The organism is Lyngbya sp. CCAP 1446/10, assembly GCF_026130175.1.
Classification (GTDB): Bacteria; Cyanobacteriota; Cyanobacteriia; order Cyanobacteriales; family Microcoleaceae; genus Microcoleus.
On sequence record NZ_JAIGNI010000053.1, the window covers coordinates 24189 to 41196 of the forward strand.

The 17008-nt window shown below is 45.2% G+C and carries 10 protein-coding genes and 1 tRNA gene; 4 read left to right on the forward strand and 7 right to left on the reverse strand.

Annotation, left to right across the window (positions count from 1 at the left end):
* Positions 1-397: 397 nt before the first annotated feature.
* On the reverse strand, positions 398-1072 hold the full coding sequence (locus K4039_RS20250; protein WP_265237918.1) for an Npun_F0813 family protein: 675 nt from the start codon (positions 1070-1072) through the stop codon (positions 398-400).
* A 749-nt stretch (positions 1073-1821) separates the two neighbouring features.
* Here K4039_RS20250 and K4039_RS20255 point away from each other — a divergent pair.
* From K4039_RS20255 to K4039_RS20270, 4 genes are all read left to right on the forward strand, one after another.
* A tRNA-Arg gene (locus K4039_RS20255) sits at positions 1822-1895 on the forward strand.
* Between the two features lie 308 nt (positions 1896-2203).
* Positions 2204-3832 (forward strand): site-2 protease family protein, encoded by a 1629-nt coding sequence (locus K4039_RS20260; RefSeq protein WP_265237920.1) that lies wholly within the window; start codon positions 2204-2206, stop codon positions 3830-3832.
* A 137-nt stretch (positions 3833-3969) separates the two neighbouring features.
* Positions 3970-4917 (forward strand): PIN domain-containing protein, encoded by a 948-nt coding sequence (locus K4039_RS20265; protein WP_265237921.1) that lies wholly within the window; start codon positions 3970-3972, stop codon positions 4915-4917.
* 16 nt (positions 4918-4933) lie between these two features.
* On the forward strand, positions 4934-5575 hold the full coding sequence (locus tag K4039_RS20270) for a hypothetical protein (RefSeq protein WP_265237922.1): 642 nt from the start codon (positions 4934-4936) through the stop codon (positions 5573-5575).
* Between the two features lie 19 nt (positions 5576-5594).
* Here the strand turns inward: K4039_RS20270 and K4039_RS20275 are convergent, their stop codons facing one another.
* The 6 genes from K4039_RS20275 to glpX form a co-directional block, all read right to left on the reverse strand.
* A complete protein-coding gene (locus tag K4039_RS20275; protein WP_265237923.1) occupies positions 5595-6977 on the reverse strand; it encodes a hypothetical protein in 1383 nt (460 codons plus the stop codon).
* Positions 6970-7437 (reverse strand): hypothetical protein, encoded by a 468-nt coding sequence (locus tag K4039_RS20280; protein WP_265237924.1) that lies wholly within the window; start codon positions 7435-7437, stop codon positions 6970-6972. Before K4039_RS20280 ends, K4039_RS20275 begins: the two co-directional genes overlap by 8 nt.
* Positions 7434-10697: a tetratricopeptide repeat protein gene (locus tag K4039_RS20285; RefSeq protein WP_265237926.1), complete on the reverse strand. Its 3264-nt coding sequence runs from the start codon at positions 10695-10697 to the stop codon at positions 7434-7436. The genes K4039_RS20280 and K4039_RS20285 overlap by 4 nt, the downstream gene beginning before the upstream one ends.
* Before the next feature lie 367 nt (positions 10698-11064).
* The gene (locus K4039_RS20290) at positions 11065-14070 is read right to left on the reverse strand and encodes a UPF0182 family protein (protein WP_265237928.1); all 3006 of its coding nucleotides are present in this window, start codon (positions 14068-14070) and stop codon (positions 11065-11067) included.
* 265 nt (positions 14071-14335) lie between these two features.
* The gene (locus tag K4039_RS20295) at positions 14336-15628 is read right to left on the reverse strand and encodes a glutamyl-tRNA reductase (RefSeq protein ID WP_265237929.1); all 1293 of its coding nucleotides are present in this window, start codon (positions 15626-15628) and stop codon (positions 14336-14338) included.
* Positions 15629-15787: 159 nt separating this feature from the next.
* Positions 15788-16825, reverse strand: coding sequence for a class II fructose-bisphosphatase (gene glpX / locus K4039_RS20300; protein WP_106333211.1), 1038 nt, complete (start codon positions 16823-16825; stop codon positions 15788-15790).
* Between the last annotated feature and the right edge of the window lie 183 nt (positions 16826-17008).

The following is a 17008-nucleotide window of genomic DNA, read 5'->3' on the forward strand; positions in this document are numbered from 1 at the left end:
CTCGAAAGACTAAGCAAGAATAATATCTATTTACTAATTCAAATAATTAGTTCTTAGTCGATCTTTTTCCACGTAATAGATGATAGAGATACGGTCTATGTCTTCACCATTAAGGCTTTTACCGTACCAAATTAATCTGTGAAATTATACCCTCAAATGTTGCTTTCTCTGTTTTTTGCTTTCGCACTCCCCCACTCATATCAATGATTGTGGGTGGGGACTGCGATCGAAATTTAGTTAAATTGCCAGAGTCTAGCTGGGTTCCTAACTGATTTAACAATTATGTCGCATCGATACAAGTTGGCCATCCAACCTGTATCTTCCTTGCCCCCAAAGAGTGCAATTATCTCAGATCGATTATCTACACCCAATTGTTAGAGCAATTGTCAGAGATTTTCTATCCTGCGATCCACAACTTGTTGAGGGCTGATTGTTTCAGCCAATCTAAAAACTGAGTGCGATCCTGTGCTGGCATATCTTGCAGCACATCGCTCACTCCCTCAGCAAAGTCGGTATTGCCAAAATATGATTTGCCCAAACGGTGAAGTTCTTGCAATAAGGTCTTGAGATTTTGCTCTTGCCAAGGGGGCACCTTATGATTTTGCAAGGGACTAACGGTTAGCCAATTTTTGATCGCATCAGCGGAGTCTGCCTGGGGGAAGTTTCCTTGCTGAAATACCTTGGCGATATCTTTCTGAAACGATGCGGCTTGCCTTGCGCCTAAGAGGTCTTCTACATCGAAGTAAACAGCTTGGAGGAGCAGCAGACAGCCCTGCGCGAATAGCGGTGCTTTAGCGGATTCTGTACCCGCCGGTTCTTCACCGGCAAGCTGATCTAAACGAACTTTTCCCCAGACGCTGTATCTATCCGGCTCTTCTAGCAGAACACAGGCTTTGCCTCGGTTGTCGGTTAAATCCCGCCACAAGGCTCTGGCGTCTTCTGCTTGCTTGCCGTTGAAGGCGCTGATTAGGCGAAAAGTCTGCCCCTGATAATTGAGAATGGGAATTTGTTGATCCCGTTTTGGGTGTTGAAAATTGGATATTTCAACATCCTGCCGTTTCAGAATAAACATGACACTGCGATTTGACTCCTGTCATGGCCGAGGTGCTTTGCTTTTGAAGCTCTCCAGGCTTTTAGGCTTGGGGATGCTTGATTCGACAAGTCCGCTTAAATTAGCAGGATTGCCCTCCTCAAGCGTTCCGATACTTTTTTGTTAACAAATGCTAACAAATATCTAAGCTGAGATTGTCTCTCAACCCTGGCATATAAACTAATGCAACAAGGAAATTCCCCCGCGCACAACTTACGACTGCTGTACTGGCAACGCTTGATTTTCGAGGTCGTGCCGATCGGGCGATTGACTGTTTTGCTTTGATGCCGTAGAGGAAGCTTATATATAGGCTCCGTACCATCAGGGATTCTCACCTGAGTCTTTCAATCCTAGTTCTACCACATTTTTATCAAATATCAAGTCGAGCAGAATGTTGGCAAACATCACTCAACATCAGCAAGTTAGTCACGCTGGCGTCAACTCATGCCTAAAATCAGGGGATCTCTGGTTTTTCGATAATGCGGCCTGCGTTTTAGGATTGGCAACTATCGAATGTTAACAATTGTGCTGTTTGCAAGTGAGTCCCTCCAGCTTGTGTGAATTGCTATCCTCAACCCACGGGCCATCACCAGGGTGTTCACTCCCGATCGCGCCGCACTCCACATCATAGTTTTTTTAGATAGAACCGTTTCTGTGTAAGTCAAAAAAAATTTACTTGCTCGATCGCACACTTCACCGATACAATCATATTGTTAACGATTTTTTAAGTTGGGTGCGTAACTCAGTTGGATAGAGTAGCTGCCTTCTAAGCAGCGAGCCGCAGGTTCAAGTCCTGCCGTACCCATTAACAAAACCCAATAGCATCAATGGTTTGAGCCTGATCCGCTGCGGATTTGTTGCCGATGCCCGAATCCGCAACCAAGTCAAATCTGCCCAGAAGCGTCGCCTGCTTTCGCGGCTGCCAATCTTCCCGCTTCCGGGCGATCGACACTCCCGCCCATCTGAGTAGATGTTTGAGACAACCGATGTGGTATCATAAAAAGTCTGTTGTGTCAATAGCCCAGAAGTTAAAACCGCAGCAGCCGGTTGTGGGCCGAGTAGCCCTCAGAGGTTATCCTTAGTGATCGGGCTAGTTTCGGACAAGTTTGGATAATGCTCCCAGCAATTTTATTTCACATACCCCAAAATTTAATGTTATTACTCGACCGCAGCGCGATCGGCCAATTACAGCCGGTATTGGCGCAAGCAACCGGACTGCCGATAATTGCATCGGAAAATACCGCAACAATTGCGCTGTTATTGGTTGCTGTGGGAATTCTGGGTTGGGGATTTTATCGCGCCAAACCTTTTGGCAAACTGGGAATTTTGGCTTGGTTGCAGTCAGTGGTGCTGATGAGTCCCTGGCTACTATTCTTTGGTTTGTTCGCAGCGGGGATTTACCTCAATTTAGTTGCGGTATTGTTGCTGCTGGTGGCATCCACGGGATTGTACATTTATCTCGGCCGGCAATTGCGTAAGGCGGCAGCCGATGCAGTGCTGGACTCGCGCCCCGCTCCTGCTGAGCTAAAGTCCCAAAGCGATGGAACCTCCCAGCCAAACGAACAGCCGGTACCAGCGAAAGAAACAATTAAGATCGTCACATCGCGTGCAACTAATGAATTAGAAATAATTCCCGTTCCAGTTGAAGATCTTAAGGCAATTCAAGGCATCTTTGGCATCGATACTTTCTTTGCTACAGAAACGATTCCCTATCAAGATGGCGTAATCTTGAAAGGCAATCTCCGGGGAGACTCGGAACAAGTACACTCGCGTTTGACGGCAAGTTTGCAAGAAAGATTGAACGATCGCTACCGCCTGTTTTTAGTAGAAAATCAGGACGACAAGCCCGTAGTTATTATCTTACCCAGCACCAACGACCCGCAGCCAACTACCGTATCTCAAAAAATTCTCGCAGTCGTGCTGTTACTCGCAACAATTGCTACTAGCTTGGAAACAGGCGGTTTGCTGCTGGGTTTCGATTTCTTTGACTCGCCTGGTAGATATCTAGAAGTTCTGCCAATTGCGCTCGGAATTTGGGCGGTTTTAGGCTCAGGCGAAATTGCTCGCCGAGTGCTGGCAAATCAGTACAAGGTGGGCTTAAGTTGGCCGTTTTTTATACCAACATTCCAGATAGGTTGTTTTGGGGCGATCGATCGTTTTGAGTCGCTGCTTCCCAACCGTAAAGTTTTGTTTGACATTGCTTTTGCCGGGTCAGCCGCTGGGGGAATAATTTCTCTGCTAATGCTGGTAACGGGTTTGCTACTTTCTCACCCCGGTAGCTTGTTTCAAATTCCCGCAGAATATTTTAAGGGCTCGGTTTTGGTGGGAACTTTGGCAAAAGTGGTTTTGGGTTCTGCCTTGCAGCAGCAGATTGTTGATGTTCATCCGCTGGTAGTTATCGGTTGGTTGGGCTTGGTAATCACGGCGATTAATTTGATGCCGGCGGGACAGTTGGACGGGGGTAGAATCGTGCAAGCAATCTACGGCAGGAAAATTGCCAGTCGCGCTACTTTGGCGACGTTTGTGGTGCTGGCGATCGCTTCTTTAGTTAATCCTTTAGCTCTGTATTGGGCGATCGTGATTCTGATTTTACAACGGAATCTGGAGAGGCCGAGCCTCAACGAGCTGACTGAACCTGACGACGCTCGCGCAGCTTTGGGTTTGTTGGCTTTGTTCTTGATGATTTCTGTACTCTTGCCCTTGACTCCGGCTTTAGCTGGGCGTTTAGGAATTGGCAACTAATCATCAGACCATTGGTGGGCTGGGTGCGCCCAAGCGCACCCCAGATATTTATCAATTGACCCAATAGAAAAGCTCGGAATTTGTTTAAACTTAATTTAGCAAGTAAAAATCACTTATGTAAGCACTAGGCTAAAGTTATGGCTAATCAACTTCCTCCTGTATTTGTAACTTTTGATGCGGATCTTTTGATGGCTGGCAGAACCCAAGTGTGGCAAGAATATGCCAAGGTGGGAAGTTGCTATCTCCCAGAAGTAGTGTATGACGAAATAGATTATTTGACAGGGAAAGCGGTAGAAAAAGCTCAAGAGCAAGTGGCTAGGGAGTTTATGCGCTTTTTTGCAGACAGTGGGTGGATTGTGACTGATGCTCAAGAAACGCATCGGGCCCTAGAACCCTCGATTAAAAATCAAAGCGCACAAGCAATGCTGGTTGTAGCTACAGCTCAGTGCGTTTACGGTTTGGCTCAGGAACACCCCGATGCACTGGTGATTTTTGTGTCCAACAGTCAGCCTCTGCTGAAGCGGATAGCTTCTGTGGGGGCTGCGAATCTTTGCGGTATTACTGCGGCGATGCTGTTAAATTGGGCGAGGAAAGGGGAACGCCCGCCGGCGGCGACTCAGCAATTGCAAAGTTTGATGCGAACTTTAGCCGATCGGCAATCAAGTCAGCGCTCTAATAGTAGAATTCAAAATGCTGGTGTTGGCAAAACGGGGACTTCTACTAGCAAGTTCACGATGCGTGGCGATTCCGAGTTGAAGTCGCCCAGCAATTCTACTAAAACTAATCACACGGGTTTGAGTGGGAGCCCTCGTGCGAGTTCGCGCGCCAAAAAGCCGATACCCAGTCGCGAGGAGTCCAGAGATTATGAGCCGGCTGTATATCGGATGAAACATATTACGGCGCCGAAAAAAAGGGACAGCGGTTTTCTCTCTAATGCGTTTAATTTTTTGGGAGCGTTATTTTTCTTGACAGTAGCGGTGGGTATTTTGTGGCGAGTGTTCGATGTTAGGGGTTTTAGAAAGACTTTTGTGCCGGCTCTACCGTCGCCTGTGCGAGAGTTTGTTAAGTCGATCGACCCTAAATAAGAGAGAGGGACAGGAGTTGAATTGGAACGAAATAATTAGTGGATTGGCCTTAGCTTTGGCGGGTTTTGCTTATGCTACATTCTTTTATGTAGTTCTTCCCATCAGATATTACGATTCTGGGACATCCGTTTGGGCCATAGGAATTGCGATCGCCCTTACTGTAGCAATGAATTGGCTACTATCTGAATCATTGCTGACTGGGTGGAGTTGGGTAGCTGCATTATTTGGTTTTCAGATACCGCTGATGATTTTTTGTAGCCTATTTTTGGGAGATGGGCTGTACCTGCCAAGTTTATTATTTTTCGGAACTATGGTAGTGGGAGTTGCGAGCGTTTATACCAATTTTTCGCAACAAAAAATACTGTTAATTGTGAGTTTATGTACGGTATTTTTCCTAGCTTCAATGTACTTATCTTTGATTGGTGGCTATGTGCTTAGAGGCAAAAATCCGTTTCAGGGTTCTTCAAAGCAGATGCAGCCGCTGTTGAATCAAAGAGTAGAAATTCGCACCGACGATCCGAAACAATTGCAGTTGAATGGTAAAACGGGCGAACTCACTCAGATCGATCGCTACGAAGTGACAGTCAAGCTCGATGATGATAAAATATTCTGGCCTTACGTCCAAGTTTGGTGGCAGGATGTTAAGGCGGCTAACTAACAAAAATCCTCAGAATTGTTCATTTCGATCCCCGAATTCGGTCAAATAATTTTAATAAACCCGCACTGACTAAGCCTCCTGCAATTCCCAGAAGCAGACTCAACACGAGAACTTGATTCGCAGACATGGGATTTTCTGGGCTAGCGGGGCTTTTGATTTGGCTGGCGTAGATGCTGGCGGCGACTCCGCTGGTGCCAATGCCCACGCCCACTGTACCAATGGTAAAGTTTAAAGTGCGATCGCTCCTAGCCCGCTCAATCTCGATAATCCCCTCTACAGTCTCGATCGCATTTTCCAACAACCGCAATCCCGCACTCAAACTTCTATTATCCGCTTTAACTTGCGTGACATACTTTTCTTCAGCAAAATCGCTGAAATTCGTCATAAAATCTAACTCATTTTCTGGCTTTTCCATTCTCTTGGCTATTGTTTTTAGCCGTTTCTTATAGTTATTTAGATTAGTTTTAATTGTATTTTCTTGTTCTTCCAATCGACTAATATAATTAGCATAAATCGAGAAAATTGTCAAGCAATAAACCAGATTTTCCTGCAATTGTTTCAGGTCAACTTTAGCAGCATTGACTTGTTCTGGCAGTTGGCTGACTATTTCTTGAATCTTCCGGGAAGCATCCTTGAGATCCGACTTAAGTTGGCGGCTTTGGTGGTAAGCCCAAATCACTTTATTGCGGTATCCAAATAATCGGATAAACTGCGGATAAAGTTTAGTCATTGTTTGGCGAGTAGTGGGAATTGATGCCTCGCCACTGTTAGGAAACAAGCAAATTAAAACATGATAATTTTGGCTGATATTGCCTCTATCTCCCGGAGGTAGCCACAATTCATAAAAATTTGCCCCTAAAAATTGCCCTGATGCTTTTAAATCCCGATCCCATTTAGCAGTCGGGACTAACTTAAGTTGGTCGTAGCAATTTTTTGCAGTTTCTAAAGCATATTGGCCGCTAGTCAATTCACCCCAAACTAGCCAACTTTGACCGATAGTAGCAGGTTGATTGAAGCGCGAGATGATGGTTGATTTCAGCCATTCTAAACAATCAATTTCTTTCGGTGCAAATTTCTTGTCGCTGTCGGTTTCTATTTTGCCGGATAAGTCAAACTGCACCGCATAAGTATCGCCGAATTTGACAGGATAAGCATAGCCATCGAGGGGAGATTCAAATTCTGCTACTTGTTTGTTGCCGAGTAAATCGATGTAATCACCGGTTTCGGTTTCAGTTTGTTCGAGTTGTGCTTGCTGGGGCTGCGAGAGTTTATCGCCATAGATTTTTTGCCAAAACTGCTGGCGGTTTTGGCTGATTTTTTCCTCAGTTTGTCCGATACCGTCGGCTAAATCGTAGACAAATAAATCGACGGTAGGGTAAATCAGCCAATTTTCGTTAGTCATGGGCGAAACTGTCTGCTATTGATGATAAAATTGTATCCCGACTTGCTTGCACTGAATCCCCAGCTTGCAAGATTTTTCCGAGAATTTTTCGTAACCCTCGCGGCTTAACTTTGGTGTCGATTTTTTCGATGATTTTTGGTAAATTTGTTAAATCGCTGATATCGCTGGCGACGTTACTAATTTCGGGGTTAGTAGTGTTTTCTTTTTCAAATTCACTATCGGGTAAAACATCTAATCCTTTGCTACGTTCACTGCTATGATATATCAACCAATTATGAGTCTTTTCATAAGCAGCTAGCAGAGGGGGATGCAATTCGGCAAGTCTTTCAATATCGATAGTTGTGAAAGTTTCATCAATTTTATTAAACTCTGATTGAACTGCTGCGGGTAGCGGTTCTGTTTGTTGGAGTACCGCGCCAATAAAAGCTGTGAAAATATCGTCATTATTGTTTTTCATCATAATCCCGTTAGAGTGAAGGCTGCCCAGTAATACGGATGTTGATAAGGTTGGTCTAATTCCATTTTAGCCAAGTTTTGCCGATTGCTTTTAAAGAATCGGCGCAGGCTAACTTCATCTTCAGAAAGTTCGCTGCTGTTTTCGGAAATCTTGTCAATTTCCCGCTGACACCAAGTGGCTAAATCTTCACCTGTGGCTGATTGCAGCCATTTTTGAGAATTTGCTAAAGCGACGGGTAGGGAATCGCCACCTTCTCGCCACCGTCGGTAAAAGTCTATCATTAATAACGTACTCGCCCCGGATTCGACTGGCCACAGGGTACTGACGACACAGCCAACTCCCGCGCACATGAAACCGCTGATTAATCCTACATATTCGGCGAGAATTGTTTGTTTGTCTGTGACGGCGGTTTCGCAGGCGGAAAGGCAGATTAATTTGTAGTTACTGAGGTTGAGTTGGATGATTTCTTTAACTGTTAATCGGTGAGTATCGCTTAAGTATAAAGTTGATTGTTGAGGATTGTCAAAATCATAGCTACCGTGTCCGGTAAAGTGAAAAATGTTGTGGGGCTGTGGCAATAATTTGGTGACTTCATCGAGGGTAGCTTTGTCTTCTCCCCGTCGGGTAGGGTTGGGAAACATTCGGCAAATGATTTCGGATTCTATTTCGGCGGCTGGTAAAGGAAGCAATTTCTTTCGTTGGCCGTTTTCATCAATAATTATACTGTCGGGATTTTCAATACTGAGGATAGAGTTTTTATCGTTTATAGCCGAGGCCAGATCCCCCCTAGCCCCCCTTAAGAAGGGGGGGACAAGAGTGTTCAAAGTCTCCATTGTGCCGGGGGAGACAGGAGTGTTTAAAATCCCCGTTGTGTCGGGAGAAACCGGAGTGTTCAAAGTCCCCCTTCTTAAGGGGGATTTAGGGGGATCTGAACTTGGAGATAAGCGAGAAATTTCGGAATTCAACCGATGTTTTAAATTCAGCCCAAATTGAGCGCTAGGCAAATAGGTAATCACAAATTCACTGCTAAATAAAGCATGAATTGGGAAGCGGTGCAAGTCGCGGTGAGGAATCAGAATTAAGTTGGTAATGCCGTTTGATTGTAATTGCTGTTCGATGTGGGCAATCTGCAAAATATCTTTGAGGCGTGCAAAATTACTGGGCATTCCCGCGCGCCAAGCATGGTTTTGTTTATTGGCGTTTTCCTTGGATTTATCTTGATAATCGGCATATTGTTGATTCCATTTTTTTACCCATTCTTCAAATTCATCTGGGGATTTGGTATAACAGTCTTCGGGTGACAGCAATCCATCGGATTTGATGATGAATGTTGTTAATGCTGCATCGCTGAGATGCCAGTAAATCGCGCAGGTTGTAGGATTGAGAAGTTGCTGAATTTGAGCGTGAGTGACTGTTGCTGCTGTCTCTTCTTGGTAATCGGGAATTGGTGAGGCGTTTAGCAGCCAAGACAGGCAGACATTTTTATCTTGTTCTGCGGTTTCTAAGGCTTCGATTAATTTGCCAGACTGAATCAAAATATTTACGGTTAATTGTTCAAACCTAACCAATTTGTCGGCGAGTTCTTCTTCGCTGAGTTGGGAATAGTTTTTATTTGTCAGTAAGCGATGCAATAAATCCGTTGCATCTCGCCGTAATTTTTCCGCTGCTTCGGTGTTTTTTACGCTAACTAAGGTTTTTATTAAATCCTGTAAGACTTCTAGATGCAATTTCAGGAAAGCTTCTTTAGTTAAAGTTTTGAGTGCTTTTTTGTAGCTGGTGGCGGCTTGACTCCGATAGGGGTGGTCAAATTTTATTTTCCCTTGACTATAGTGAGCATTTCCTAGTGCTTGATGCAGCTTTCCATATCCTTCGGGGTGGGTTTTTTCTTGGCAATACTGCAAGCCTGCTTCTAATGTGAATATTATTCCTTCATAGCCGCGTCGATTTAGGTTGGGATTTGAAATTGTTCGAGTTACTGGTGGAGAAGCCGGGAATTGTAGCTGCAACATTTCATAAATTAAGTGGTTATATCTACGTGCGCTTTCGACGGCAAAGCCCCGATTAATCCAGGCTTCGTGTAAATCTGGTTTGATTTCCAAAGCTTTGTCGTAGGATGCGATCGCCTCTTCTAACTTTCCTAAATTATACATTACACCGCCCCGATTGTTCCAGGCTTCGTGTAAATCTGGTTTGATTTCCAAAGCTTTGTCGAAGGATGCGATCGCCTCTTCTAATCTGCCTAAATTATCCAGTGCAATGCCCCGATTGCACCAGGCTTCGTGTTTATCTGGTTTGAATTCTAAAGCTTTGTCGAAGGATGCGATCGCCTCTTCTAACTTTCCTAAATAACGCAGTGCAATGCCCCGATTGCACCAGGCTTCATGTTTATCTGGTTTGAATTTTAAAGCTTTGTCGAAGGATGCGATCGCCTCTTCTAACTTTCTTGAATAACGCAGTGCAACGCCCCGATTGTACCAGGCATCGTGATAATCTGGTTTGATTTCTAAAGCTTTGTCGAAGGATGCGATCGCCTCTTCTAACTTTCCTAAATAACGCAGTGCATGGCCCCGATTGTTCCAGGCTAACTCACAGTCTGGTTTGATTGCTAAAGCTTTGTCGAAGGATGCGATCGCCTCTTCAAACTTTTCTAAAGTATACAGTACAACTGCACGATTGTTCCAGGCTGTGTCATGGTCTGGTTTGATTTCTAAAGCTTTGTCGAAGGATGCGATCGCTCCTTCATAATCCTTTTTATCTAATTGCTCATTTCCTAGCTTTTTCCAAGCCTCAGCCTCTCCATCAACTTCCCCTTCTCCCTCACCCTCCCCAACCGAAGATATACGAAACTTAACTAATATCTCCCGCCCAACTTTCCCCGCCGCCTCTCCCAATTCCCCGCCACAAATTCTACTCAACAACTCCAGCCGCCGCGCCAATTCCTGAAGCGATGCCGCCGAATCCGTAGAGGCGGTGTCTCCGTGCCCGCCCTCTTCAGTTGTTTCTCGATCAATTGCTAACAATCTGTCCCCAAACCGTCGCAACCAGTCGGCTAATTCAGTATCTCTGAGGCGTTTTGCGAGTAAAAATTCCGTAACATCGCCACTCCCCCAGCCGGCATTTACCCCTTCCAGGAGTTCCATCAACTTCGCCTCAAATTCGGCATCCGTCAGAGTTGGAGGCTGGTGAGGCGTTGAAATCGGGCGATTTGTTCCGAAGATTCGCTGAATTAATTGTTTGAGGAATTGCCAGATTTTGTCAAACATTGATGCGGTTTTGGGGTGACAATGTTTTTATTATAGAGCAAGTCTGTGGTTGAAACCGCGTAACATAATATCAACAGGACTTACGCATCAAGGCCAAAGAAACCGGGTTTTTCACCTAGTCTGCTGGCTAATACAAATAATTTTCGTAAAAAAACCCGGTTTCTGAATACTGCTGTCTATCGCCGAGGCCAGATCCCCCCTAGCCCCCCTTGAAAAAGGGGGGGACAAGAATGTTCTCAAAGTCAACCCCTACTCCCCTTCTTAAGGGGGATTTAGGGGGATCTGGCCTCGCGTCTAAACGAGAGATACAAAAGTTTTCAGGCTTAAGTTGACACATATCGGCAATGCTTTTTACATATATTATCTATCAATTCAAAGCTGGCGCTGTTCCTTTTATGGGTATCACAATTGCGGGTTTATTAGTAGATTTTGGCTGAAAAAGTGCCTTAAGTGCGGCATCAAGAGTTTCGGCCATCACAATCCGATTTTCGTAGGCAACAATCACTCTGACTAAGGTTGGCAAACTATTGCGTTCTGCCTCTAAATATAGAGGTTCCACATACAACAAAGATTGTTCGATCGGAATTACTAATAAATTGCCTTGAATCGCCTTTGAACCCTGCCGATTCCAGAGAGATATTTGTTCGGAAATCACCGGATCTTGGTTAATCAAAGCTTCTATCTGTTCCGGGCCATAAACTAATCGCTGTTTGGGAAATTGGTACAGCAGCAATTTACCATAATCATCGTCGTCCGATCGCCCTGCAATCCAAGCAATTAAATTATTACGACTGACTGGCGTAAATGGCAATAGCAAAATAAACTCTTCTGATGTTTCCGTCGGCAGTTTCGTAATCAAATAATACGGTGCTACAGGCTGCTGTTCGCCACCATAAATCTCATTGGGAACTCGCCACAAATCCTCCCGATTGTAAAATACCTGCGGGTCTTCCATGTGATAAGTTAACAACCGTTCCGATTGAACGTTCAACAAATCTACGGGATATCTAATGTGTTTGCGAAGAGCCGGAGGCATTTTGTCAAGGGGTTTGAACATTCCAGGAAAGATAGCCATCCAACTTTTGATAATCGGATCGGAGGGATTGGCAACATAAAACTCAACAGACCCGTTGTAGGCATCAATGACGACTTTTACGGAGTTGCGGATGTAGTTAAATTCATTTTGACCCGGATCTGAATACGGGTAACGATCGCTCGCTGTATAGGCATCGATAATCCAGTAAAGATAGTTAGGAGGCTTGTTATTAGTTTTTGAGAAAGAAAGCTGAAATTTTTTGCCATTTTTATCGTTGTTTTTTTCTATATCATCTTTAGTAAGATTGGCGTTTGCTACTACCAAATACGGGTCGGAATCGTAGCGCAAAAAAGGAGCGATCGCCCGGACTCTTTTGTTAATGTTTCGGCGGTACAATAATTTAGTTTCTGGCGTGAAATTGCGGGTTAGCGCCATTTGCCAATTTTTGAGATAACTAGCAAACAGCAAGCGCCGCCATATAGAACCGATCGCAATTCCGCCCCTACCGCTGTAATTGTTGTAAACATTTTCTTCACCGCTGGGATAGTCGAATTCCTTGACTTGTGTGGGTGTCATCACGTCTGTATCGGTGATAGCGCCGTAGTAAATGCGCGGATAGCCGATCGGGAGACTCATCCGAATTCGATCGCTAGTTATATCTAAAGCAGTCTCTCCTGTCTCGGCTGGAACTCCAATATCTTTAACAAAATAATCGGGTAAACCGCCGACACCGACTGTGTTTACCGGAGAAAGAGTAAAGCCGTAACCGTGCGTGTACACCAGATGTTCGTTCACCCAAGTTTGAGCTTCCGGCGCAACTGCTGTATAATCTAGTTCCCGCGCCGCCAGAATTACTTGCTGGCTTTCAGTTTCTCCCTTTTTTGCGGTTTTCTTTTTGATTGTGTAGCGATCGATATCCGCATCAGGAAATGTATAATACGGTCTGATTTGTTGTAACTGTCGGTTGGTTTGCAGCAGCGGCCGCTTGTCCCACAGCCGGATGTTGCTAACAGTTAGTTGATTTCTTTCTAAGTCTTCATATGTAAGTTTCCCGGCTGGATCGAAAGTTTTTATCTCAATTTTTTTGATATCAAATGCTGCTTGAGTAAAGGCAATGCTGCGCTGGATGTACGGCTGTTCTCGCGCTAATTCGTTGGGTCTTACTATCAGTTGCTGCACAACTTTTGGCAGCAGCAAACCTCCCAAACAACTTAAAGCTAGCCATCCCAAAATAATCTTTTTGATGAGTTGATTGGGAATTGTGAATTGCCAAACCTGCCACAGCATCAAAAGTGCGATCGCCCCAGCCAAGATACTCAAAAATCCATAGACAGGCAGTCGCACGGTCACGTCTGCATAATTCGCCCCATAGGTAACGTCTCCCCGCGAATACAGCAATGCGTAGCGCCCCAGCCAGTACCGGAGTGTGGTGGCTAGCATCAAAGCTGCTCCCAAGCCGTATAAGTGCCGCTGTTGCGATCGCGAAAACCCCAAAAATATCCCTTGACTCAGGCTATTTCTCGACAGCAAATATGTTAAAGCACAAGATACTAAACTGTACAAAAATAGAACTGTCAACCAAAAGCTTAGCAACTCTAAGATTGGGAAAGTAAATACATAAAAGCTAATATTTTGGTTAAAAAGAGGGTCGGTTGTGTTAAAATTACTAGGGTGGAAATATTGTAAAACTTTTGTCCAACGACTAGCGGCAATTAGCCCGATCGCCAAACTGAGCAAAAGGGCGATCGCCCGCAGCCAAAAACCCGGCTTAATTACCACAGCTAACATCAGCCCCAGCAGCAAGCTCAACTGCCACCAGTTAGAAAATAGCTGCACCGCCTTAAGCTGGATTGACTCAAATCCGAATTGAATTGGCGGTGTAGACAAACCACCAACTATCCTAAAATCGGCGATACTATCAGCAGCTAAGATTCCACAGTGGATTATTGTTAAAATTGCGATCGCACTTAATCCCAATACCGCCAACAGCAGCCAGGGAAAGGTAATTTGAGATTTAGCAGCAGGTAGTTGAGGATTTTTCCCAGTGTTGAGCACATTTTTTAATGCGATCGACTGGCCCAAAACAGGTGATTTGATGTTTTCGGTGGGATGTTGCAGGCGGCTGGCTAGGGCTAAATTTCCCAGTAAAAACGCGGAAGATGCAGAAAGTGCGATCGCCCCCAGCAGCCCCTGAGTTTTCAGCTTTAACAGCAAAACCTGAAGATATCCAACTTCCTGAAACCAGAGAATTTCTGCCGCAATCCGGGATAAAAACTCAAAAAATAACCACAGCCCTACAAGCAATAAAATTAGTTGAAAAATTCGCTTAATAGTCATTAGTTGTTAATCATTAAAACTGGTTCCAATGCAGAGCCTTGGAACCGATATCCAGAGGCTCTGCCTCATCCAAAAATGGAGGCAGAGCCTCCATATCTGCGTTACCAGGCACAGCCTGGTAACAAATAAAAAGAAACCTTGTTACTTTCTCAGCAAATAGGTAAGCCCTAATTACATTAAAAGCTGATGCCAAACATCACCAATGACTAATGACTAATGACAACCGCCAACTGTCAACTGTCAACTGTCAACTGTCAACTGTCAACTAGCTATACTGCTGATTCACATCCACATCCAAATTAAACAACACTTGCAAAGTCTGCATCGCTTGTCGGCGCGCTTCAATATCCTGCTGCGCGCGTAACTGCACCATCGGATCGTGCAAAATCTTATTCACAATCCCTCTTGTTAAAGATTCAATCACATCTTGATGTTTCTCCGAAAATTCAGAGCCCAGACGCGATAAAGCTTTTTCTAACTCTTGTTCCCGAATCAATTCGATTTTATCCCGCAAACAGCTAATAGTCGGAACAGTTTCGAGACTACGCAACCAGACATCGTAAGCCTCTACTTCCTGTTCCAGCAGCCCCTCAGCTTCCATTGCCATTTTGCGGCGAGTTTCGTGATTTTGAGCTACCACTGCTTTTAAGTCGTCTACATTAAACGATCGCACATTCGCCAATTCGTTCGCATCAGCATCGACGTTGCGCGGCACAGAAATATCCATCAACATCAAAGAGCGATGCTGGTCTAAAACAGCTTCTAATTTAGCTTTATTTAACAACGGAACTGTAGCAGCCGTACAGGTAAACACCAAATCAGAATCGGCAATTACCTGCATCATGTCCGACAGCAGATGCAGGTGCAATTGGGCATCTTTAAACTGATCGGCTAACTCCTGGCCACCGCGCATCGATCGATTGACGATCGCAATATGGCTCGCTCCTTTCGACAGCAAATGCTGCACCAACAAGCGCGACATCTTCCCTGCACCGATAATCGCAATCCGGCTGGTGGCTAAATGCTGACCTTTCATGTGAGCTAATTCTGCCGCCGCCGAAGAAATCGAAACCGCACCAGTACCAATGCTAGTTTCCGTGCGAACACGCTTCCCGGCTGTAAGAGCTTGCTTAAATAAGCGTTCTAAAATTCTGCCAACACCTTTGTACTGCTGGGCGAGTTTGTGAGTTTGTTTCACCTGAGCCAAAATTTGTCCTTCTCCCAGCACCAAACTGTCGAGGCCAGCAGACACTCGCATCAAGTGCATCACCGCATCTTCGTGCAGCAAAATGAACAGGTGAGGGCGCAAAGACTGCAAAGGAACTTTACTGCATTCCGAAAGGAACTGAATCACCTCTCGCACCCCAGGCTCTGACTCGGTGGTAACGATATAAATTTCTAAGCGGTTGCAAGTGCTGAGGATGGCAACTTCTTGAATGTGGGGGTAGCCGCGCAATTGGGCGATCGCCGCTTCAATCTTCTGTTCTGGAATGCTGAGTTTTTCGCGAACTTCAACCGGCGCTGTTTTGTGGCTGAGACCTATGACGGCAATATTCATATCTGTGATTTGTCACTATTTATTTCTTAGTTATCAACAGTCACCTGTGATTAATTCTTAGTTTATCGCTAATTTCTAATCATCGGTGACTGTCAACGGTTAGCGGTGAAAAATTAACATTTCAAAATTAACTGTTAACTCTTAACCTTTAACTAATGACTACTTCAATTGCAGAGATTTCGGCTGGTCAAACATATGGATTGTATCCACAAACCGAGCAGTTTTCGACTGAGAAGAAATTACCAAGCTCTCAGTGCGAGCGCCGCCGCCAAAGAAGCGAACTCCATCCATCAGCGTTCCGGGAGTAATTCCGCAAGCTGCAAACAGAACAGTTTCTCCAGATGCCAACTCTTCAGCATTGTAAATCTTGTCTGGATCTGTGATGCCCATCTCTGTCAGGCGGGCGATATTCTTCTCTTTGCTTTCGCCGATCAAACCAGTTTTGACAATAGCCGGATCGTAAATTAACTGACCTTGGAAGTGACCGCCCAAGCAGCGCATTGCTGCTGCGGAAATCACACCTTCGGGTGCAGCGCCAATACCCATCAGCGCGTGGATGTTGGAACCAGAAAACGCGCAAGAAATCGCAGCAGAAACGTCGCCGTCGCTGATCAGTCGAACTCTTGAACCTGCTTGGCGAATTTCATTAATTAAATCTTTGTGCCGGGGGCGATCCATCACCACCACCACTAAATCTTCAATACTGCGGCCGAGGCAATCAGAGATAATTTTGAGGTTTTCGGTTGGCGTTTTGCGAATATCTACATGATTCTTAGCAGCCGCAGGAGCCGCCAATTTGTTCATGTAGAAATCCGGTGCAGCAAACAAACCACCTTTTTCAGAGATTGCCAAAACTGCCATCGAACCGTTTTGACCGTAAGCAACCAGGTTAGTACCTTCGCAGGGGTCAACAGCGATGTCAATTTCGATCAATTCATCGATGTTGCAGACATCTTTGGCATCTTCGCGGGTACAAATACCTACTTGTTCCCCGATGTAAAGCATGGGTGCGTCATCGCGTTCGCCTTCACCGATCACGATGCGGCCGCGCATATGAATTTTGTTCATGCGTTCGCGCATGGCTTCTACAGCTACGCGATCGGCTTCATCTTTTTCGCCTTTGCCCATCAAGCGAGCGGAAGCGATGGCTGCCTGCTCGACTACTTCGATAATCTCTAAACCGATTACATTGTCCACAAACTTTATTCTCCCAACTTCTGATGCTTGCCGGTGCTCTTTTGCACTCCCAGCCATCAAGTTTATCAGAGGCGGGGATCTCTGCGAGCGTAAGCACTTGCTTTGTTTGTGTTAACTTTTGCTTCTTTGAGGCTGGGAGGGGAGAGGGGGGAGATGGGGAGATGGGGAAATGGGGAGAGTGGG

Bases quoted from the DNA above. Each gene is read 5' to 3' on its own strand.
- K4039_RS20250 (WP_265237918.1), bottom strand. From the start codon at position 1,072: ATGTTTATTCTGAAACGGCAGGATGTTGAAATATCCAATTTTCAACAC.
- K4039_RS20260 (WP_265237920.1), top strand. From the start codon at position 2,204: ATGCTCCCAGCAATTTTATTTCACATACCCCAAAATTTAATGTTATTA.
- K4039_RS20265 (WP_265237921.1), top strand. From the start codon at position 3,970: ATGGCTAATCAACTTCCTCCTGTATTTGTAACTTTTGATGCGGATCTT.
- K4039_RS20275 (WP_265237923.1), bottom strand. From the start codon at position 6,977: ATGACTAACGAAAATTGGCTGATTTACCCTACCGTCGATTTATTTGTC.
- K4039_RS20280 (WP_265237924.1), bottom strand. From the start codon at position 7,437: ATGATGAAAAACAATAATGACGATATTTTCACAGCTTTTATTGGCGCG.
- K4039_RS20285 (WP_265237926.1), bottom strand. From the start codon at position 10,697: ATGTTTGACAAAATCTGGCAATTCCTCAAACAATTAATTCAGCGAATC.
- K4039_RS20290 (WP_265237928.1), bottom strand. From the start codon at position 14,070: ATGACTATTAAGCGAATTTTTCAACTAATTTTATTGCTTGTAGGGCTG.
- K4039_RS20295 (WP_265237929.1), bottom strand. From the start codon at position 15,628: ATGAATATTGCCGTCATAGGTCTCAGCCACAAAACAGCGCCGGTTGAA.